The 20,282-nt window shown below is 72.5% G+C and carries 19 protein-coding genes; 14 read left to right on the forward strand and 5 right to left on the reverse strand.

Annotated elements, in window-relative coordinates:
• From ORI94_RS10350 to ORI94_RS10370, 5 genes are all read left to right on the forward strand, one after another.
• Positions 1-290, forward strand: a 290-nt coding sequence (locus tag ORI94_RS10350; RefSeq protein WP_266074157.1) for an alpha-glucosidase C-terminal domain-containing protein, incomplete at its 5' end; no start/stop codon positions are given.
• A gap of 28 nt (positions 291-318) precedes the next feature.
• Positions 319-1,677 (forward strand): maltokinase N-terminal cap-like domain-containing protein, encoded by a 1,359-nt coding sequence (locus ORI94_RS10355; RefSeq protein ID WP_266074158.1) that lies wholly within the window; start codon positions 319-321, stop codon positions 1,675-1,677.
• A gap of 4 nt (positions 1,678-1,681) precedes the next feature.
• Positions 1,682-3,907: a 1,4-alpha-glucan branching enzyme gene (gene glgB / locus ORI94_RS10360; protein WP_266074159.1), complete on the forward strand. Its 2,226-nt coding sequence runs from the start codon at positions 1,682-1,684 to the stop codon at positions 3,905-3,907.
• A gap of 291 nt (positions 3,908-4,198) precedes the next feature.
• Positions 4,199-6,103, forward strand: a complete 1,905-nt coding sequence (locus ORI94_RS10365) for an AMP-dependent synthetase/ligase (protein ID WP_266074160.1) — start codon at positions 4,199-4,201, stop codon at positions 6,101-6,103.
• Between the two features lie 151 nt (positions 6,104-6,254).
• Positions 6,255-6,689 (forward strand): ATP-binding protein, encoded by a 435-nt coding sequence (locus tag ORI94_RS10370; RefSeq protein ID WP_266074161.1) that lies wholly within the window; start codon positions 6,255-6,257, stop codon positions 6,687-6,689.
• A gap of 91 nt (positions 6,690-6,780) precedes the next feature.
• On the opposite strand, the gene ORI94_RS10375 is transcribed toward ORI94_RS10370, so the two are convergent.
• Complete coding sequence (locus ORI94_RS10375; protein ID WP_266074162.1) at positions 6,781-7,185, reverse strand: PRC-barrel domain-containing protein; 405 nt, start codon at positions 7,183-7,185, stop codon at positions 6,781-6,783.
• Positions 7,186-7,451: 266 nt separating this feature from the next.
• Between ORI94_RS10375 and ORI94_RS10380 the strand changes: the two genes are divergently transcribed.
• From ORI94_RS10380 to ORI94_RS10415, 8 genes are all read left to right on the forward strand, one after another.
• Positions 7,452-7,826 (forward strand): STAS domain-containing protein, encoded by a 375-nt coding sequence (locus ORI94_RS10380; RefSeq protein ID WP_266074163.1) that lies wholly within the window; start codon positions 7,452-7,454, stop codon positions 7,824-7,826.
• A 242-nt stretch (positions 7,827-8,068) separates the two neighbouring features.
• The gene (locus tag ORI94_RS10385; protein WP_266074164.1) at positions 8,069-8,968 is read left to right on the forward strand and encodes an STAS domain-containing protein; all 900 of its coding nucleotides are present in this window, start codon (positions 8,069-8,071) and stop codon (positions 8,966-8,968) included.
• Positions 8,965-9,384: an STAS domain-containing protein gene (locus ORI94_RS10390; RefSeq protein ID WP_266074165.1), complete on the forward strand. Its 420-nt coding sequence runs from the start codon at positions 8,965-8,967 to the stop codon at positions 9,382-9,384. Before ORI94_RS10385 ends, ORI94_RS10390 begins: the two co-directional genes overlap by 4 nt.
• Positions 9,384-9,824: an anti-sigma regulatory factor gene (locus ORI94_RS10395; protein ID WP_266074166.1), complete on the forward strand. Its 441-nt coding sequence runs from the start codon at positions 9,384-9,386 to the stop codon at positions 9,822-9,824. Before ORI94_RS10390 ends, ORI94_RS10395 begins: the two co-directional genes overlap by 1 nt.
• The gene (locus tag ORI94_RS10400; protein ID WP_266074167.1) at positions 9,824-10,891 is read left to right on the forward strand and encodes a SpoIIE family protein phosphatase; all 1,068 of its coding nucleotides are present in this window, start codon (positions 9,824-9,826) and stop codon (positions 10,889-10,891) included. The genes ORI94_RS10395 and ORI94_RS10400 overlap by 1 nt, the downstream gene beginning before the upstream one ends.
• Entirely contained in the window at positions 10,888-12,681 is a 1,794-nt protein-coding gene (locus tag ORI94_RS10405; RefSeq protein WP_266074168.1) for a PP2C family protein-serine/threonine phosphatase, read from the forward strand. The genes ORI94_RS10400 and ORI94_RS10405 overlap by 4 nt, the downstream gene beginning before the upstream one ends.
• Positions 12,682-12,947: 266 nt before the next feature.
• Positions 12,948-14,324: an NAD(P)/FAD-dependent oxidoreductase gene (locus ORI94_RS10410; protein WP_266074169.1), complete on the forward strand. Its 1,377-nt coding sequence runs from the start codon at positions 12,948-12,950 to the stop codon at positions 14,322-14,324.
• A 213-nt stretch (positions 14,325-14,537) separates the two neighbouring features.
• Complete coding sequence (locus ORI94_RS10415) at positions 14,538-16,727, forward strand: FUSC family protein (RefSeq protein WP_266074373.1); 2,190 nt, start codon at positions 14,538-14,540, stop codon at positions 16,725-16,727.
• 125 nt (positions 16,728-16,852) lie between these two features.
• Here ORI94_RS10415 and ORI94_RS10420 read toward each other — a convergent pair whose 3' ends face one another.
• The 3 genes from ORI94_RS10420 to ORI94_RS10430 form a co-directional block, all read right to left on the reverse strand.
• The gene (locus tag ORI94_RS10420; protein WP_042172336.1) at positions 16,853-17,284 is read right to left on the reverse strand and encodes a hypothetical protein; all 432 of its coding nucleotides are present in this window, start codon (positions 17,282-17,284) and stop codon (positions 16,853-16,855) included.
• Complete coding sequence (locus ORI94_RS10425) at positions 17,281-18,156, reverse strand: SigB/SigF/SigG family RNA polymerase sigma factor (protein WP_266074170.1); 876 nt, start codon at positions 18,154-18,156, stop codon at positions 17,281-17,283. Before ORI94_RS10425 ends, ORI94_RS10420 begins: the two co-directional genes overlap by 4 nt.
• A 206-nt stretch (positions 18,157-18,362) precedes the next feature.
• Positions 18,363-18,836, reverse strand: coding sequence for an ATP-binding protein (locus tag ORI94_RS10430; protein WP_416237797.1), 474 nt, complete (start codon positions 18,834-18,836; stop codon positions 18,363-18,365).
• Between the two features lie 355 nt (positions 18,837-19,191).
• On the opposite strand from ORI94_RS10430, the gene ORI94_RS10435 reads away from it, so the two are divergent.
• Positions 19,192-19,647, forward strand: a complete 456-nt coding sequence (locus ORI94_RS10435; protein ID WP_266074171.1) for a cyclic nucleotide-binding domain-containing protein — start codon at positions 19,192-19,194, stop codon at positions 19,645-19,647.
• A 13-nt stretch (positions 19,648-19,660) separates the two neighbouring features.
• On the opposite strand, the gene ORI94_RS10440 is transcribed toward ORI94_RS10435, so the two are convergent.
• Positions 19,661-20,278: a LysE/ArgO family amino acid transporter gene (locus tag ORI94_RS10440; RefSeq protein WP_266074172.1), complete on the reverse strand. Its 618-nt coding sequence runs from the start codon at positions 20,276-20,278 to the stop codon at positions 19,661-19,663.
• Positions 20,279-20,282: the final 4 nt, after the last annotated feature.

A 20,282-nucleotide genomic window follows, 5' to 3' on the forward strand; every position in this document is an offset into this window, starting at 1 on the left:
CCTTCGGCCTCGGCACCTACACCGAGCTCCCCTCCTCCAACCCCGCCGTCCTGGCCTTCCTCCGGGAGTACGAGGACGACCTGGTGCTCTGCGTCAACAACTTCTCCCGCTTCGCCCAGCCCACCGAACTCGACCTGCGTGAGTTCGAGGGACGCCATCCGGTCGAGCTGTTCGGCGGGGTGCGCTTTCCCGCCATCGGCGAACTGCCGTATCTGCTGACCCTCGGGGGCCACGGCTTCTACTGGTTCCGGCTCGCCCGAACCGCATCCCGCACCGGCCGCCGACTGTGACCGTGCGCCGACGAGAGGAGGCGTCCACATGACGAAGACCGCATTCCTGTGCCCGCGAAGCGCGACCGCCGAACCCACGCGGTCGTTCGCCGGGCTGCTGCGCGAGTGGTTGCCGGAGCAGCGCTGGTTCGCCGGCAAGGACCGACCCGTCACCGACCTCCACGTGCTGTCGATGACCGAGCTGTTCCCGGGTTGTCTCCATCTGCTGGTCCACGCCGGCCACGGCGGCGTGCCCTCGCCCGGGAACACGCCCTGGGCCGGTGACTGCTACCAGCTCCTCCTCGGCGTACGGGAGCACCCGGCGCCGCGCCTGGGCCGGGCGGTCATCGGCAGGGTGCAGGACGGGCCGCTGGCCGGGCGTACGGTCTACGACGCGCTGCATGACCCGCGGTCGGCGCAGTTGCTGCTGGAACGGCTGCGGCACCCCCGAGCGGTGGGCCCGCTGCGGTTCGAGGGCGACGCGGCCCAGCGGGTGCCGGCCGGACTGGTGCCGCGGCTGCTGGACGCCGAACAGTCCAACTCCTCCCTGGTGTACGGCGACGAGTTCATCCTGAAGCTCTTCCGGCGGATCCAGCCCGGTGTCAACCCGGATCTGGAGGTGCCGGGCGCGCTGGCCCGGCAGGGCTGTCACCGGGTGCCCGCTCCCGTGGCCTGGCTGCGCACCACGCATCCGTTCAAGGCGACGCTCGGTGTACTCCAGCCGTTCCTGCGCGATGCCTCCGACGGCTGGACGCTGGCCCTGGAGGCGCTGGCCGCCGGTGACGACTTCACCGCGCAGTCGCACGCCCTCGGCCGGGCCACGGCGGATGTGCACCTGGCGCTCGCCTCGGCGTTCCCCGTCGGCAGGCCCGGGCGGGGCGGGCTGACGTCGGAGGGGATGACCGAGCGTCTGACGTCCGCCGCGCACTCCGTACGCGTGCTCCAGCCGTACGTGCCCGGTCTGAAGGCGGCGTTCGCCGCGCTCGCGACCTGTGATCCCGGGCCGCCCGCCCAGCGCATCCACGGCGACCTGCACCTGGGGCAGGTACTGCGGGCCGGACGGGACTGGTTCGTCATCGACTTCGAGGGCGAGCCGTCCCGGCCGCTCTCCGAACGGCGCAGCGCCCACTCCCCCCTGCGGGACATCGCCGGGATGCTGCGCTCGTTCGATTACGCCGCCCGCCAGCGCCGTCCCTGGCGCCCGGAGTGGGCGCGCCGCTGTCGCGAGGCCTACTGCGCGGGCTACGCGGCCCGCGCCGGCTGGGACCCGCGCAAGAAGCACGGCCTGCTCCGCGCCTATGAGACGGACCGGGCCGTGTACGAGGTGCTGTACGAGGCCCGGCACCGACCCGACTGGCTGCCCGTACCCATGGCGGCGATCGAGCGCCTCGCCGTGAGAGGAGACTGAAGCCGTGGCCCTGCATGACACCCCGCTGCCCGAGTCGGCCGGGTCCGTCCCGTCCGCCCCGAAGACGCCCAGGACCGCCCCTGCCCTCGAACCCGAGGACCGGGGACGCCTGCTGGCGGGCGCCCACCACGATCCGCACGCGCTGCTCGGCGCGCACCCGGTGCCGGGCGGCATCGCCTTCCGGGCGCTGCGGCCGTTCGCGCGCACGGTGAGTGTGGTCACCGGCGGCCGGCGCACCCCGCTCGCCTCGGAGGGAGACGGCCTCTTCTCCGGAGTGCTGCCGCTGGACGCGGTCCCCGCGTACACGCTGGCGGTGGCCTACGGGGACGAGGACGCCGTCGAGGTGCACGATCCGTACCGGATGCCGCCCTCGCTCGGCGAACTCGATCTGCACCTGATCGGCGAGGGACGCCACGAGGAACTGTGGACGGCGCTCGGCGCCCACCCCATGACCCACCAGGGCGTGCGGGGCACCCGGTTCACCGTGTGGGCACCGAACGCGCGGGGCGTCCGGGTCGCCGGCGACTTCACCTGCTGGGACGGCACGGCGTTCCCGATGCGTTCGCTCGGCTCGTCCGGCGTGTGGGAACTGTTCCTGCCGGGAATCGGAGAGGGCGCCCGCTACAAGTTCGAGGTGCATTCCCGGTACGGCCGTCGGATGCTCAAGGCCGACCCGATGGCGCGCCTCGCGGAGGAACCGCCGAACACCGCGTCGGTCGTGACGGCCTCGCACTACACGTGGGGCGACGCCGCATGGATGAAGCGCCGCGCCCACGTGCCCCTGCACGAGGCGCCGCTCTCGGTGTACGAGGTCCATCTGCCCTCCTGGCGGCCGGGCCTGTCGTACCGCGAGCTCGCCGAGGTGCTGCCGGCCTATGTCCAGGACCTCGGCTTCACCCATGTCGAGCTGATGCCGGTCGCCGAGCACCCCTACGGCCCGTCCTGGGGGTACCAGGTCACCGGTTTCTACGCGCCCACGGCCCGTCTCGGCACCCCGGACGACTTCCGGTACCTGGTCGACGCCCTGCACCGGGCCGGCATCGGCGTGATCATGGACTGGGTGCCGGCGCACTTCCCGAAGGACGACTGGGCGCTGGCCCGGTTCGACGGGGATCCACTGTACGAGCCGGGGGACTCCCGGCGGGCGGAGCACCCGGACTGGGGAACGTACACATTCGACTTCGCCCGGACCGAGGTGCGCAACTTCCTGGTCGCCAACGCCGTGTACTGGTGCGAGGAGTTCCACATCGACGGGCTGCGCGTGGACGCCGTGGCCTCGATGCTCTACCTGGACTATTCGCGGGACTCCGGCCAGTGGGAGCCCAACGTGCACGGTGGCCGGGAGGACCTGGCGGCGATGGCGTTCCTCCAGGAGATGAACGCGACCGTCTACCGGCGGTGCCCGGGTGTGGTGACGATCGCGGAGGAGTCGACCGCGTGGGGCGGGGTGACCCGGCCCACCGACACCGGCGGCCTCGGCTTCGGGCTGAAGTGGAACATGGGCTGGATGCACGACTCGCTGGAGTACATGAGCCACGAGCCGGTGCACCGCAGGTACCACCACCACGGGATGACGTTCTCGATGGTGTACGCGTACAGCGAGAACTACGTGCTGCCGATCTCGCACGACGAGGTCGTGCACGGCAAGCGGTCACTGGTCTCGAAGATGCCCGGCGACTGGTGGCAGCGGCGGGCGAACACCCGGGCCTATCTCGGCTTCATGTGGGCCCACCCCGGCAAGCAGTTGCTGTTCATGGGGCAGGAGTTCGCGCAGGGCGCGGAGTGGTCCCAGGAGCAGGGCCCGGAGTGGTGGCTGCTGGACGACTCCTACCACTCCGCGGGCGACCACCGCGGTGTGCGGGACCTGGTGCGCGATCTCAACGCCCGCTACCGGGAGACGGACGCGCTGTGGCAGCGGGACACCGATCCGGACGGGTTCCGCTGGGTGGCGGTGGACGCGGCCGAGGACAACGTGGTCGCGTTCCTGCGGTACGGCCGGGACGGCACCCCGCTGCTCTCGGTCTCGAACTTCTCCCCCGTCGTCCGGCACGACTACCGGCTCGGTGTGCCCGACGACGTGATCGCCTGGCGGGAGGTCCTCAACACGGACGCCGCCCGGTACGGCGGCGGCGACGTCACCAACCCGGCCCCGGTCAAGCCCGAGGACGGCAGTGTCGGCCTCACCCTTCCGCCCCTCGCGACGGTGTGGCTGGTGCCGCACGACCTGTGAGGCCCGGCGGTCCGCCGCCCTCCGCCCCGTGGCCGCGCCCGGACGGCGACCGGCCGGTCCGGGCACGGTGTGTACGGGCCGCGTACGGGCAGAACGCTGAAAGGGAAGGCACGGGCGGGGAACACGGGCGGAGCGTAGGGGCGGGGTCGGGCCACCGGGGCGTTGTGATCATCAGTGCGGCCACAGTTCCGGTGATCCGGCCCCGGAACGCCCGGGCTCGGCTAGATTCAGGCACCGCCGATGACTCTGCTCGTCGGCCGAGTCACAGCCCGTACATGTCAGGAGCAGTGCATGCGCGACCTCGCTCTCGCTCCGCAGGCCGCCCCACCCCTGACGGGCGGCCTCGCGGACAGTCTCTTCGAGACGGCGGCCGAGAGCCCGAACCTGCCGATGCTCGCCCGTCGCGCCGACCCGGCCTCCGCGTCCTGGGAGGAGGTCACCGCTCTGGAGTTCCGCGACCAGGTCGTCGACCTGGCCAAAGGACTGGTCGCCTCCGGGCTGTCCCCGGGCCACCGGGTGGCGATCATGGCGCGGACCCGTTACGAATGGACGGTTCTGTGCTACGCGCTGTGGACCGTGGGCGCGGAGGTCGTCCCCATCTATCCGACCTCGTCGCGGGAGCAGGTGGAGTGGATCCTCAGGGACTCCGGCTGCGTGGCCGTGGTGGTCGAGGACGAGCAGGGCGTGATGACCGTCGGGTCCGTGTGCGCCGCGCTGCCGCGGCTGCGGCACGTCTGGCAGCTGGACTCGGGGGCGCTGGAGCAGCTGGTGGCGCGCGGCGAGTACATACCTCCGGCCACGGTGGACTCACTGCGCCGGATCGTGCTGCCGGACTCCACGGCCGTGGTCGCCTACACGTCCGGTACGTCGGGGCAGGCGAGGGGGTGCGCGCTGAGCCACCGCAACCTGGCCGCCCCGTGTGACGTCCTGCTGGAGGGCTGGGCCCACACGGCGGCGGAGCCGGGTGAGCAGGCCGTGGTCCTCGCCTTCCTGCCGTTCTCCCATGTGTACGGACTGATGATCCAGGGCCTGTGCGTACGCGGCGGCCTGCTGATGGGGCACGAGCCCGATCTCGGCTCGGAGGCCCTGTCCTCGGCGCTGCGCACCCTGCGCCCCACCTATCTGTACGCGGTCCCCTCCCTGCTGGAGAAGATCTACAAGAACTTCCTGCGTGCCTCCCAGCAGGCGGGCCGCGGAGCCCTGTTCGAGCGGGCCGCCGACACGGCGCGCGACTTCGCCGCCGCCGTGGAGCGGCAGCGGCTGGGCCGGGGCCCGGGGCCCGGCTTCGACCTGCGGCTCCAGCACGCCCTGTACGAACGGACGGTGTACCGCAGGCTGCGGGCCGCACTGGGCGGCCGGGTACGCAGGGCCACCTCGGGCGGCTCGACGCTCAGTCGCGAGCTGTCCCTCTTCTACGAGGGCATCGGCATCTACGTCCACGACGGTTACGGGCTCACCGAGACCGGCGGCGGTGTGACGATGCAGCCGCTCGGCCGGGAGAAGTCCGGCACCGTCGGGCTGGCGCTGCCGGGCAGCGAGATCCGGGTCGCCGACGACGGGGAGGTCCTGGTGCGCGGGCCGTCGGTGTTCCAGGGGTACGTGGGCGACGAGGCCGCCACCCTGACCGCGCTGGCCGGCGGCTGGCTGGCCACGGGGGACATCGGCCGGGTGGACTCGGAGGGCTATCTGACGATCACCGGCCGCAAGAAGGACATCATCATCACCAGCAGTGGCAAGAGTGTCGCGCCGTCGGCCCTGGAACAGCGGCTGCGGATGCACCCGCTCGTGCACCAGGCCGTCGTGGTGGGGGACGACCGGCCCTGTGTGGGGGCGCTGATCACACTGGACCCGGACTTCCTGGCTCACTGGCGGGCGGCGCTGTCACTGCCGGGCGACGCCGCGACGCGGGAGGCCCGGGAGGAGAACGCGTTGCGTGAGGAGGTGGCGCGGGCGGTCGCCGCGGCGAACAGCAGTGTGTCCCGTCCGGAGTCGATCCGGGTGTTCCGGGTGCTGCCGGAGGCGTTCGACGTGACCAACGGCCTGCTGACGCCGTCGATGAAGCTGCGCCGGGACGAGATCGTGCAGCGGTACGCGCTGGAGATCGACGCGATGTACCGCTCCCGTTCGCGTCCGGATCGGGAGCCGGTGCCGGAGGAGCCGTCGGTCTGGGACGACTCGGAGAACGTCTTCCGCTGACCGCCCGGGGCGACCTGCCCGTCACCCCTCGCTCACCCGCAGATACGGGCGCGTAGGGCCCGGCTGCCCGGGAACCCACAGACACAGGAGAACGAAGGAACGGACCACACATGAACGACTGGCCCGTGGAAGTCGGGGCAGGGAAGGCACCATGGCATCCGAGCCGCACAGGGACAGGCCAGTGGCCGCAGAGGAGATCACGGAACGCGTCGCCGGCTTCCCCGGGGAGCTGCACGACGTCACCGACGCACGCCTGGTGGCGGAGGAGTTCCTCCTCGAACTGGCCCGCGTCTCCCCGCCGACGGCCCCGGAGCACTGGGACGACATCCTTCTGGTGGTCACGGAACTCGCGGCCAACGCGGTCCAGTACGCGCCGGGACCGTTCGGGTTGCGGCTGCGCAGGACGTTCGACGGGGTGCACGTGGTGATGCACGACACGAGCACGACCGAGCCGACGCCCCGGCCCTTCAGACCGAGCCACGGCGGGGGCGGGATCGGCTGGCATCTGATCCACACGCTGTGCGACCAGGTCAGCGTCGTCGGCACCGCGGGCGGCAAGGACATCCATGTGTTCCTGCCCTGGTGACGGCCGGGCGGCCGGTGACTCCCGCGCCGGGCCGGCCGGGCTCCGTGAGGTGAGCCGGCCGGCGTCCGGTGCGGAGATCACCGGGCGACGGTCATCCGGCCGGGGCGCCGGGAGCACGCTCGGGCGGGGGCCCGGGCCGGGTGAGCGCCCGGTAGTAGTCGCCGACCGTCGTGAGGTAGCCCGGGTCCATGGTCTCGCTGTCGGTCCTGAACCGGGGCGCGGCCTTCACCTCGGACCTGGTGCAGGACACGGTGATCCTGCGCTGGCCGGAGTCGACGGTGGCGACGACGCCGACGGGTACGAGGAGACTCCGGCCGAACACCCAGACGCCGGTGTCGACGACCAGGTGCCGCATGGTGTGATGGTCGGCCTGCCGGTCCACATGGCCGATGGTGCTGCCGTCGCTCGCGACGACGGTGTATCCCGTGAGGTCCGGATCCTGCCCCTGGGCAAGACCCAGCTCCGGCGCGTATGACCAGATGCTGTCCATGGGCACGCTGCTCCTTGCCTCCACTGTGATGACGATCCCGGAGCGGGCGGGGCCCGCTCTCCGGTCCCCGCCCGCCTCCACAGCAGCCAACTACCCTTCCGGAGCGGGCGCATTCGGCCGACGAAGTCACAAAACCCGCGCCGGGCCGGGCGTGATGTGAAGGCGTCGCCTCCCGGACCGGTGCGGAAGATCCCGGCATGGAGCGGAGATCCCGGGGTAGGCGGCTGCGCGTGCGGCCGGACCCGGCCGTCGGCTCGATTGGGAGGTATGTGTTGTCCATGGCCCCGAACCCGTTGTCCGTGGAGGTGTCCGTGGTCCGGGAGGATGTCGCCCTGTTCACAGTGCAGGGCGATCTGGACGCCGACACCGCGACCGAGTTCCAGCATCACCTGGCCAACCAGCTCCATCACGGACGCCGGCACTTCCTGCTGGACCTGTCCGCGGTCCCCTTCATGGACTCGTCAGGCATGAACATCGTCCTGCGCATCTACCAGGAGGTCCGGGAGCTGCCGGGAAGCGTGCACATCATCTCCCCTGTGCCCGCGGTGCGCCGCGTTCTCGACCTGACCGGCGTGAGCATCACGGTTCCGGTGTCCCAGAGCACCGAGGAGGCACTGGAGCGGGTCGACGGCGCGCACAGGACGTAACGCCGCCCGACATCGCAAGGCCCCGGCCCCTGAGCCGGGTCGAGGAGGTCCGGCAGGCCGCACGCCGGACCTCCTCGCAATCCTCGCGCGGCCGGTGGTGCCCGCCGCCTGCGGGGCCTCGGCTCCGGCAAGGGCTGCCGCACCGGCCCGGAGCGTCGTTAGAGTAGTCGTCCGGCCGGGGCGCGACACGGTTTCGGCGCCCGGCTCGGGCCGGGTGGGACAACAACAACGAGGAGAAACAGGTGCCTGAGCGCGCAGCGGGCGGACCGCTGGGAACGCCGACGCTCGAGGTCAGGGACTTCCTGCGGCGCAGGCGTGAGCAGATCGCCCAGCGGTGGGCGGACGAACCCCTGTTCCGTACGGTCTTCACCCTCTCGCGCGATGAAGCGGTCGAGGCCGGAAAGGCGGTTGTCGACGCCCTGGCCCAGGTCGCCGACGCACAGCGGGCCGAGGATTCGGACGCCGCCGGGTTCACCGGTGTGCGTGAGCAGTTGGCGCGGATGAGCGCGGCCCGCACCCGTGCCGGACTGTCCGCCACGCAGGTGTCGAACGAACTGGCCGCACTGTGGCCGCCGGTCGACAGTCTGCTCGTCGCGGACCTGGAGCAGGTCTCGGCCGAGGAGCTGCGGGCGTGCACGGCCGAGCTGAGCACGCTCATGGGCACCCTGCGGGTGGTGTCCATGCAGACCGCGCTGAGCGAGGGGCAGGCGCTGATGGACCGGCAGCGCCTGCAGCTGCTGGAGGTGGCGACGCCGGTCATCAAGCTGTGGGACGGGATCGTCGCGGTTCCGCTGATCGGGACGCTCGACAGTGCCCGCAGCCAGGTGGTGATGGAGACCCTGCTCAACTCGGTGGTCGACCAGCACGCGCGGTTCGCGATCCTCGACATCACCGGGGTGCCGACGGTCGACTCGCTGGTGGCTCAGCACCTGATGAAGACGGTCGCGGCTGCCCGGTTGATGGGCGCGGAGTGCGTCGTCTCCGGCATCCGACCGGCGATCGCGCAGACCATGGTTCACCTGGGTCTCGACCTCGGATCCGTACTCACCCGGGCGAGTCTCGCCGACGCGCTGGGCTACTGCCTGCACGAGCTGGGGGTCGACGTCGTGCATACGGCAGTCGGAAGTGCGGGCCGCCGGTGAGCGAGGCGTTCTCCCGCCCGGTCGCGGGACATGTTCCGGTACTGAGACTCGGCAACGTGCTTCTGGTGACTCTTCAGGGCGACCTGCTCGACACCGCGGCCCAGCAGCTCCAGCAGGATCTGTCGCAGACCATCGCGGCCAGCGGGGTCACGGGGGTGGTGATCGACATCTCCGGCGTGGAGATCGTCGACTCCTTCCTGGGGCGGGTGCTCGCCGAGATCGCGGCGCAGTCCTCGCTGCTGGCCGCGCGGACCGTCGTGGCCGGGATGCAGCCGGCGGTCGCCATCACCCTGGTGGAGCTGGGGCTGACGCTGCCGGGACTGCGTACCGCGCTCGACACCCAGGCGGCGATGGCACTGCTCGAGCAGCCCGTCGTGCCGACGCGTGCCGGCGGTGCGCGCCGGGAGCGCGCGTGATGCCCACCGCCTCGGGGACCGAGGCCTGCCTGCCCATCCGGTCGGACATGGACCTGGTGTGGGTGCGCCAGCATGTGCGGCAGGCCGCCGCCCTGCTCGGCTTCGGCCTGGTGGACCAGACGAAGCTGGTCACCGCGGCCAGCGAGCTGGCGCGCAACACCCTGGTGCACGGCGGGGGCGGGCAGATGGACGCCTCCCCGGTGACCGCGGGGTTCGGCAGCGGGCTGAGACTGACGTTCAGCGACTCCGGGCCGGGCATTCCCGACCTCGAACGAGCGCTCGGGGACGGCTTCACCTCCGGCGACGGGCTGGGGATGGGGCTGGGCGGCGCACGGCGCCTGGTGCACGACTTCGAAGTCGAGAGCACGGTGGGGTCGGGGACCGTCGTGCGGGTGACCTCCTGGGTGAACCGGCCGCCCCGCGCACGGGAGGAGACCTGATGCCGCGCGTCTGGGACGTGCCGGTGCGGGACTCCACCCGGGTACGGGACGTCCGGGTCGCCGCCGAGGAGGCGGCGGCCCTGGCCGGTCTCGACCAGCGGGGCACCGCGGCGGTGTCACTGGTGGCAACGGAGCTGGCCACCAACCTGCTCAAGCACGCGCGGGACGGTGAGGTGCTCGTCGACGTCGTGGATCCGCCCGTGCTGCGCGAGGGCAGCCCGGTGCGGGCCGTGCAGATCGCCGCGATCGACCACGGACCCGGGATCGCCGATGTGGCGGGCGCGCTGCGGGACGGGTTCAGCACCACCCGCTCACTGGGCGCGGGCCTCGGCACCTGTCGGCGGCTCTCGGACGACTTCGGCCTGCACAGCGTCCTCGGCCGGGGCACGGTGGCGGTGGCCCGCGTCGGGAGAGGCTCCTCGTCGGCACCCGGCGGTGACGGCGGTCCCGGGGTGCCCGTGATCCGTGCGGGTGGGGTCAACGTCCCCTACGCCGGGGCCGACCACTCGGGGGACGCCTGGGTGTGGGTCAGGTCCGGGGACCGGCACACCCTGATGCTGGCCGACGGTCTGGGCCACGGCTTCGAAGCGGCACGCGCCTCGACCGCCGCGGTGGAGGCGGTGCGCGGCCGGCCCCATCTCGGCCCCGCCGAGACGCTCCGCCTGCTGCATGAGGAGCTGGGCGCAACCCGGGGCGCGGCCGTCGCGGTGGCCCAGCTCGACGCCCGGAGCGGGCGGCTGCGGTTCGCCGGGATCGGCAACGTCGGGGCCCGGCTGCGCGAGGGCGACCGGTGGCGGGCCCTGCTCTCACGGCCCGGCATCGTCGGGGTCCACCGGCCCGGCACCGTACGCGAGGACGATCTCGAGTGGTCCGCCGGGAGCGTGCTGTTCCTTCACACCGACGGCCTGCCCAGCCGCTGGGTCCCGCCGTCGGACCCGGGTACGCCGGCGGCCGACCCGGCCGTGACGGCGGCCGTGACGATCCGCGACGCGGGCAGCGCCGCCCGTCCGGTGCGGGACGACACCGCGGTGGCCGTACTGACCTCCACTCCACCGGACCATCCATGACGAGCACATGGCAGATCAGCAGCGTGACCGGGGCGGCACGCGCGCGTGCCGCCCTCGCGCGGCTCGCCGCCCGCCACGGAGTACCGGCCGTCGAGCGGGCCCGGCTGGCCGCCGCGCTCGGCGTCCGGCTGCGGCAGTGCCTCGCCGAGGGCGGCACCTGGCGGCTCACCCTCGACGTGCACCGCGCAAAGGACGGCGGCGATGCGCTGCACGCCGTCCTGGCGCCCCCGGCGGACGCGTCCGTCCCCGGGCAGACGCCGTGGGAGACGACGATCCCCTTTTCGCCGGTGCACCGGCCGCGAGCCGACAGCGACAGCGACAGCGACAGCGACAGCGACAGCGACAGCGGCAGCGACAGCGACAGCGACAGCGACAGCGACAGCGACACGGTGCCCGGCGACGTTCCGGCGGTTCTGTCCCAGGCGCTGCTGAGCGCCGACGAGGACACCACTCTGGTGCTCGACCGACTCGCCGAGCAGGAGGCGCTGGTCGCCTTCCACCGGGAGGAGCTGCACCAGACGAACCAGGGCGTCCTGGCCCTGCACGCCGAACTGGACGCGGCGGGTCGCGCCCAGCGGGAGGCGTTCGCCGCCGAGCGCCGGGCGCGCAACGAGGCGGAGGACGCCCGCCGCAGGCTGACCTTCCTGGCGGACGCCAGCGCGGTGCTGAACACCTCTCTGAACCACGGTGAGATCCTGCGCCGACTGCCCGAACTGCTGGTGCCCCGGTACGCGGCCAGGGTCGACGTATGGCTGTTCGACGAGGACGACGGTCCGCACCGGCCTCCGCCCCGCCCGGCCGCGGCGGTGCGCGCGGCCCGTACCGGGCGGCCGCAGTACGCCGCCGACCAGCCCGGCGGACTGCGCGGTGTGGACGACCAGCCGCCCTCGAAGCTCGACGCCGGCCGGCCGCTGCTGTGCGTGCCGCTGCTGACGCGCCGGGCGCCGCTGGGTGTGCTCACCCTGTCGTCGCCCGGTGAGCGCTGGGACCCGGACGACGCGGTGATGCTGCTCGAGCTCGCGCGCCGGGCCGGCATCGCCATCGACAACGCCCGCCGCTTCGAGCACAACCGGGACATCGCCGAGACACTGCAGCTCGCCCTGCTCACCGACCTGCCCACGACTCCGGGGATGAGCCTGGCCGCCCGGTACCTGCCGGCCACCCACGGCATGAACATCGGCGGCGACTGGTACGACGCCTTCCACCGGCCGGACGGGAGTCTGATCACGGTCGTCGGCGACGTGACCGGGCACGGGCTGCACGCGGCGGTGATGATGAGCCAGTTGCGCACCGCGCTGCGCGCGTACGCCGTCGACGGCGGCAGCCCCGGCCGGCTGCTGACCCGGCTGCACGGCTTCCTGCACCAGCTCCAGCCGCATCTGTACGCCACGGCGGTCATCGCCCGGTTCCACCCGGACGAGGCCACGCTCACGTGGGCCGCCGCGGGGCATCCGCCGCCGGTGCTGCGGCTGCCCGACGGGCGGGTCCGCACCCTGGACGCCAAGCCGGGGGCGATGCTCGGCATCCCGCTGGAACAGGAGATCGCCGACCACACCGAGCAGGTGGCACCGGGATCGACGCTGGCGCTCTACACGGACGGGCTGGTCGAGCGGCGGGTCGAGGGCATCGATCCGGGCATCGGACGGCTCGCGGACGCGCTCGGCTCGTTCGGCCCCGCGGAGCTCGACACGGACCTGGAGGGCTCGGCGGACCGCCTCCTGAACCCTCTTCTGCGCGACTCCGAACGCGACGACGACGTCTGTCTGCTGCTCTGCCACCTGCACCGCTGATCGCCCGTCGGCTCCCACCGCCCGCCGCTCGCCACGGGTCTCCCGGTGCGCTCCGGCGCCGGTGCGGGCATCGTGGTGCTGAACACGCGCGCGTTGCGGGTACGCGTCCGGACACGGCGTGCCCCGGTGAACCGCGATGTGCCGCGATCGCGGCACTCTGCGATCAAGAAGGTGCAAGGCGGCGATCCAGGGGCAGGTGAAGGGTCGTCGACGTCCGAGCGGACCCGTGGGTGCTCGAGGCGGACCGTGCGGAGCCGCAGAAAGGGATGGACACCGTGACACGACCCAGGATCCTGGTGGTGGGCGCAGGCTTCGCCGGAGTGGAGTGCGTCCGCCGACTGGAGCGGAAACTCTCCCCCGGCGATGCCGGGATCACCCTGGTGACGCCGCTTTCCTACCAGCTCTACCTGCCGCTGCTCCCCCAGGTCGCCTCCGGTGTGCTGACCCCGCAGTCGGTCGCCGTGTCGCTGCGCCGCAGCGCGAAGTACCGCACCCGGATCATCCCGGGCGGGGCCATCGGCGTGGATCCGAAGGCCAAGGTCTGCGTCATCCGCAGCATCACCGGCCGGATCCTCGACGAGTCCTACGACTACATCGTGCTGGCCCCCGGCAGTGTCACCCGTACCTTCGACATCCCTGGGCTGACGGACCACGCGTTCGGCATGAAGACGCTGGCCGAGGCCGCCTACATCCGCGACCACGTCATCGCCCAGCTCGATCTCGCCGACGCGAGCGACGACCCGGCCGAGCGTGCCTCGCGGCTGCAGTTCGTGGTGGTCGGCGGCGGCTACGCGGGCACCGAGACCGCCGCCTGTCTGCAGCGCCTGACCCATGCGGCCGTCAAGCGCTACCCGCGGTTGGACCCGGGGCTGATCAAGTGGCACCTGATCGACATCGCTCCGAAGCTCATGCCCGAACTGGGCGAGAAACTCGGGCGCAGCGCGCAGGAGATCCTCACCCGGCGCGGCATCGAGATCTCGCTCGGCGTCTCCGTCGCGAAGGCGGGACCGGAGGAGGTCACCTTCACCGACGGCCGGGTGATCCCCACCCGCACCCTCATCTGGACGGCCGGCGTGGTCGCCAGCCCGCTGGTCGCCACGCTCGGCGCCGAGACCGTCCGCGGGCGGCTCGCGGTCACCGCGGACATGTGTCTGCCGGGCGCGGACGGGGTGTTCGCCCTCGGTGACGCCGCGGCGGTGCCCGACCACGCCAAGGGTGTGGAGGGCGCGGTGTGCCCACCGACCGCGCAGCACGCCCTGCGCCAGGGCAGGCAGGTCGCCGACAACGTCATCGCGACGCTGACCGGCCGGCCGCTTCGGCCCTACCACCACAGGGACCTCGGACTGGTCGTGGACCTCGGCGGTACCGACGCCGTCTCCAGGCCGCTCGGTGTGGAGCTGCGGGGCCTGCCCGCCCAGGTGGCGGCCCGCGGGTACCACTGGTCGGCGCTGCGCACCAATGTCGCCAAGACGAGGGTCATGACCAACTGGCTGCTGAACTCGATCGCCGGAGACGATTTCGTGCGGACCGGCTTCCAGGCCCGACGGCCCGCCAAACTGAGGGACTTCGAGTACACGGATGCCTATATGACTCCGGAGCAGGTGCGGGCGCACGTCGAGGAGGCGGGACTGCCCGTGCGGTGACCCGGCCTCCGCGGCGGCTCCGCCCTTTTCGGAGGGCCGGCCGGGCCGGGTGTTCCGGCCGGTGGGAGCCACCCGGTGGGTCCGTGGTGGCACGTGTCATGCTTGCATCCTGATCAACGCGAACGACGGGGAGGATGCGGCGGCGTGAAGGCGGCGGCGGAGCGCTCGGCACGGACGCGGCTGCGGGACCGCCTCGCGGCGTCCGACCCCGGGATGCTGCGGATGACGGCCGGGCTGCGGACGGTGGGCTCCCTCGCGCTGACGCTGGCCGTGCTCGCCCTGACGGGGGCGGGTGTCACCCAGCTGGTGGCGGGGGCCATGACCGCGATGGTCGCCACCTTCGCCATCCGGGAGAAGCAGCGTGGGGCGCAGGCCGTCACGCTCGCCCTGGGTCTGCCCGTGGCCCTCGTGTCCGTGTCGCTGGCCGCGGTGCTGAGCGAGCGGGCCTCCGCCGGGGACATCTTCTTCGTCGTCCTCATCTACTGCGCGGTGTACGCCCGCAGGTTCGGCGACCGCGGAACCGCGCTCGGGCTGATCGGCTTCCAGGTCTACTTCGCCTCCCTGTTCATCGGCGCGTCCCCCGACGGACTGCCGGGGATCTGGGCGGCGCTGGCCGTCGCGTTCGGCTGCAGTGCCGTCATGCGGTTCGCCGTCGTTCCCGTGGTCCCGGCCGGACTTCTCGCACGTCTGCGCGAGGCCTTCCGGGCCCGGCTGGCGCAGCTCGTGACGGCGCAGCTGGCGCTGCTCGACGCCGAGGGGGGCGAGGTCGACAAGGCCCTGGCGGACGTCCGCGCGGGCACCGCACGGCTGCACGAGACGGCCCTGATGATCCAGACGCGGCTGGAACGGGGCACCCCCGACGCGTCGTCGGCTCGGCTGGTGCAGCGCCGGATCGCGGACGCCGAGCTCGCCGCGGAGCGGCTCGGCCTGCTGCTGCTGACCGCCCGCAGCGCGGAACTCACGGACACCACGCTGACCCTGCATCTGCCGGGCGCGCCCGCCCCGGAGGCCGGCCGGACGGACGCGCCGGACGAGGCCACCGCGGCACTGCGCCGCGATCTGCTCTCCCTGCGCACCCAGGTGCTGCACGCCGGGCCCGGGGTGGAGGGGACGTCGATCGCCCACGTACGCAACCGGCTGCTCGCCTACCGGGACGAGGAGAACCTCCCGGCCTGCCCCCCGGCCCTCCAGGACGTGTTCCGGGCCATCGGCGAGGCGTCCCGCGCGGTGATGGGCCTGCGGATCGCTCTGGACGGCCCGCAGGACGAGTCCGACGACACCCCCTCGGCGGCCCGCTCCCGGGAGGAGCTGGACGCCGAGGACGCCGCGATCGACGCCGGTGAGCAGGACGAACCGGCGGAGGAGGACAAAGGGCTGCGGCGGCCCACCACCCGGGCCGCCGTCCAGGTCGCCGTGGGCTCGTCGCTCGCCGTCGTCGGCGGTGGGCTGCTGTCCTCCCAGGGCTGGCACTGGGCTGTCCTGACCTGCTGGCTCGTCTTCATCAACACCGAGTCGACGGGCGAGATCCTGGTCAAGGGCTACCGTCGGCTGCTGGGGACACTGCTCGGCGTCGTCGCCGGCATCGCGCTGGCGTGGCTGGTGGGCGGGCACACCTGGCCGGCGTTCGCCCTGATACTGGTGCTGATCTTCGCGATGGCGTACACGGCACCCCTTTCGTACACGCTGATGTCGTTCTTCGTGACCGCGATGGTGGGGCTGCTGTACACGCTGCTGCACACCTACAGCTGGGAGGTGCTGGTGCTGCGCGTGGCCGAGACCGCGCTGGGCGCAGCCTGCGGGGTGTTCGCCGCGTTCCTGGTACTGCCGGTGCGTACGGACCAGCGGACGGACGAGCTGCTGGGCACCGTGCTGGAGCGGCTCACCGAGGTCACCGAGGCCGCCGTCGACCAGCTCAGCGGCGGGCCGGCCGCCGATCTGCTGGACCGGGCGCGGGAGCTGGACAAGGCGCTGGGCGAGCTGCGCGCCGCGACCAAGCCGCTCACCCATCCGGTCACTCCGCTGCGGGGCCGACGCGACACCGCGCGCTACGTCGTAGCGCTCCTGGAGACGTGTGCGTACCATGCGCGCTCGCTGGCGGCGACGGCCGAGCTGCTGCCGGCCCATCCCTCGATCGCGGCAGACCCCCGGCTGCGCGGTGCGACGGCGCGCACCGTGCGCAACATCTCGACGATCGCGGCCCGGGTCGCGGGCGAGGACACGAAGGCGGGGATCGAGACGGGGCCGAGCTTCGCCTCGCTGCTGGGCGGTTCCGACGGTGACGGCGCGTCGCGCTACGGCCGGATCACCGGCCGCGTCCTGCGGCATCTGGAGCGGCTCGACGAGGCGGTGGTGGGTCTCGCCCGTCCGCTGGACGTCCCGCTGACGGGTGACGGCCCGCGGTGAGGCCGCATGCTCGGACGACGGGGGGAGGGGACGCCCGAAGAGCCGTGGACAGCTGGTCCCGGGCGGCGGGGCGCGGGGCCAAAAGCCGGTGAGCACCGGGTTTTGGAGTCGGTGGGTGCCGGGGCTCAGAAGTCGGTGGGCAGGCCGCTGGCCTCGGCGATACCGCGTAGTTCGTCGTTCTGCCGGTGGCGTTGCCTGATGTAGTCGGCGATCTCGTCGAGGCGCGACGGGTCGGCGGCGGTCGTCGCGTCGGTGACCACCCTGACCGGTCCGCTCTCGTCGACCTCCAGCTCGACCACCTCGTTGTCCATGCGGCCGGTGACGGCCGTGGCGATGACGAGGGCGGCCTCGTCGCGGACCTCCTGGGGCAGTTCCTCGTCACCGCCGTCCAGAGCGAGGTCGAGACCGGACAACCGGTGCTCCTCGATCGCCCGGAGCACCGGCTCCACCACGCGCAGCAGCAGACGGTAGTCCTCGGTGTCCATCCGGATGCTCAGGAGGTCGAGGTAGACGTCCACGGGGCGGCCGTCGTCCGGCGGGATCTCGGATTCACTCATCGGCTCCGTGCTCCCCTCATGCGGCCGCCCATGGCGTCGGCGCGCACCCGGGCGCAGCTTCGGCTGATCAGCCGGGACACGTGCATCTGGGAGATCCCCAGCTGGTCGGCTATGCGGCTCTGCGTCATGTCCTCGAAGAAGCGCATGTACAGGATGGTGCGCTCGCGTTCCGGCAGGCGGCGCAGGCCCTCCTTCGCGGATTCCCGGTCGACCACGACGTCGTAGGACGCGTCCGAGGCGCCCAGGGTGTCGGCCAGGCTGTAACCGTCGTCGTCGGGCGACATCTCCGCGTCCAGCGACAGGGTGCTGAAGCTCTCCAGCGCCTCCAGTCCGGCTGCGACCTCCTCCTCGGTCAGTCCCGTGTGCCGGGCGAGGTCCGCCGGAGTGGGTTCGGGGCTGCCGGGCGTCTGGGTGAGGTCACGCCGGGCGATCCGTACCTTGTTCCGCAGTTCCTGTACCCGGCGGGGCACGCGCAGGGCCCACATCCGGTCCCGGAAGTGCCGTTTGACCTCGCCGGTGATGGTCGGGACGGCGTAGCTCTCGAAGGCTCCGCGGTCCGGGTCGAAGCGGTCCACCGCCTTCACCAGGCCCAGAGCGGCCACCTGACGCAGGTCCTCGACGGATTCGCCGCGGTCGCGGAAGCGGCCGGCGATGCGGTGGGCCATGGGCAGCCACGCGGTGACGAGCTCGTCGCGGACGGCGTCCCGCTCGGGGCCGTCGTCCAGGGAGGTCAGCCGACTGAACAGGGCGGTGGTCTCGGGGGCGTCGTCGTGGCGCCTGCGACCGCCCGCGGCCGTGGAGGTGGCCGCGTCGGGGGTGGCGGTCGTGGGGGCGGGGGTGTCGGGGCGGTCGGTGGACGAGTCGATGAGCATGCGGTTTCGCTCCCGAGCAGTTGGTGTCATGGGCGGTCTGCCGTGGGACGGCGACTGTGGGGGGACGTCCGGTGCGAGTGCCACAGCAGTGGCACCTCTCCCGCTGGCGCGCCTCCGGTCCGAAGCACGATCCTCCATCTGCCCGGTGACCGGTGGCGCAAACTCCGCTTTACGGCACAAATCAGCGAAAAAGGTTCGGTCGCTGCTCAGGTGAGGGGGACCAGGGCGGTGATGCATTTGCCGCCCGTGGGCAGGTCCCGCACGCGGATGTCGCGGGACAGGAGGCAGACGATGGGCCAGCCGCGCCCCCCGGGCGCGAGGCGTCCCCGTGGGCCGTCCGCCACCCGCGCGACGGGCAGTTCCGGACTGCGATCGCTCACCGACACCTCCACACCGGGTCCGGCGACGTCGACCCGGACGTCGGTGACGCCGCCGCCGTGCAGGATCGCGTTCGTGGTGAGTTCGGAGGCGACGAGCAGGGCGTCCGCCAGGGCGGCGGCGTCGCACGGAGTGCGCGTGGAGCGACAGCGTTCACCCACTGCCCGCTGCACGGCCTCCCTCACCTGCGCCGGCCGGTAGGGGCGCCGGGGGGCGGTCCGGACAGCGCCGGGCGGTTCCCTGCGGGGCGGGTCTACGTCGGGTCGCCCCCGGTCGCCTGAGGTGATGCGCTCCTCGCACATTGTTCGGCTCCCTGTTCGATGAAAAGGGTCACCCCCCTCCGGCTGACCCCTCATGGCACGGACAAACCTCCCGGGCCGTTCCGAAGTGCACGCCGGAGTGAAACAGGTCACGTGCCCCGCTTACCGTGATGCGGGCCCGAAGTAATGGTTTATCGTTCATACACACGTGGCGCCGGAGCCGACGAACGTCCTCCCCGGCCACCTCTTGACCGCCCTGGCTGGTTTCCCCCGTCCGGCCAGGGCTTTTTCATGCCCCGGAACACGGTGCCCGTGACCGCCGAGGTGCCCCGCACGGCGGCAGCGGCTCCAATGGACGAAGGTCCCGTAGCGATTGCCCGGCGAGGAGCCCTGTCCCATGACCAAAGCGATCAAACTCCTGACCGCCCTGCCCCCGCCGCAGCGGGAGCGCCTGATGGCGCTCGCACGGGAGGTGTCGTTCCCCGAGGACACCCGGATCTTCGAGGCCGGGACCACCGCCGACCGCTTCTGGGTCGTCCGCTCCGGGGCGGTGTCGCTGGATCAGCGGGTGAACGAGCTCCAGCGGGTCACGGTCGCCACGCTCGGCGCGGGCGACCTGCTGGGCTGGTCGTGGCTTTTCCCGCCCCACGAGTGGGACTTCGGAGCCGAGGCCTTCAGCCAGGTCCGCGCCTACGAGTTCGACGCGGCGGCCGTCCTGCGGCTGTGTGAGGAGGATCCGGCGCTCGGGCTGACACTGGTGCGCTGTGTCGCCGAGATCCTCGCGCACCGGCTGGAGGCGACGCGGGTCCGGCTGATGGGCCGGCAGGTCACGCGCACACGCGGGGTTCTGTAGGGCCGCCCGTGCCTCAGCCTCCGGCGATGAGCGTGCAGCCGAGGACGATCATGGTGGCCGCGACCAGGCCGTCCAGGGCCCGCCAGGCGGTGGGCCGGGCCAGGAAGCGGCTCAGCAGCCGGGCCCCGAAGCCGAGGACGGCGAACCAGCAGAGGCTGGCCAGCACCGCGCCGAGCCCGAAGGTCCAGCGCAGCGGCCCGTGGTCGGCGGCGACGGAACCCAGCAGGAACACGGTGTCGAGGTAGACGTGCGGGTTGAGCCAGGTCATCGCCAGGCAGGTGAGCACGGCACGGCGGCGTGAGGTCACGGCCTCGCCCTCCGCCCTCAGCCCGGCCCCGTCCGGTCGGAGCGCCCGGCGCGCGGCCAGGGCACCGTAGCCGAGCAGGAACACGCCGCCGATCCAGCCGACCGCGGTCAGCGCACCGGGCCATGCCACGACCAGCGCACCGACCCCGCCGACGCCCAGGGCGATGAGCAGCGCGTCCGACACCGCGCAGATGCCCACGACGGCGAGCACCGCCTCGCGGCGGACCCCCTGGCGCAGGACGAAGGCGTTCTGGGCACCGATGGCGACGATCAGCGAGAGCCCGGTGCCGAATCCGGCGGCGGCGGTGGTCAGGGTGCTGGTCATGCCG

The sequence above is a fragment of the Streptomyces sp. NEAU-W12 genome, assembly GCF_026242095.1.
GTDB lineage: Bacteria > Actinomycetota > Actinomycetes > Streptomycetales > Streptomycetaceae > Streptomyces.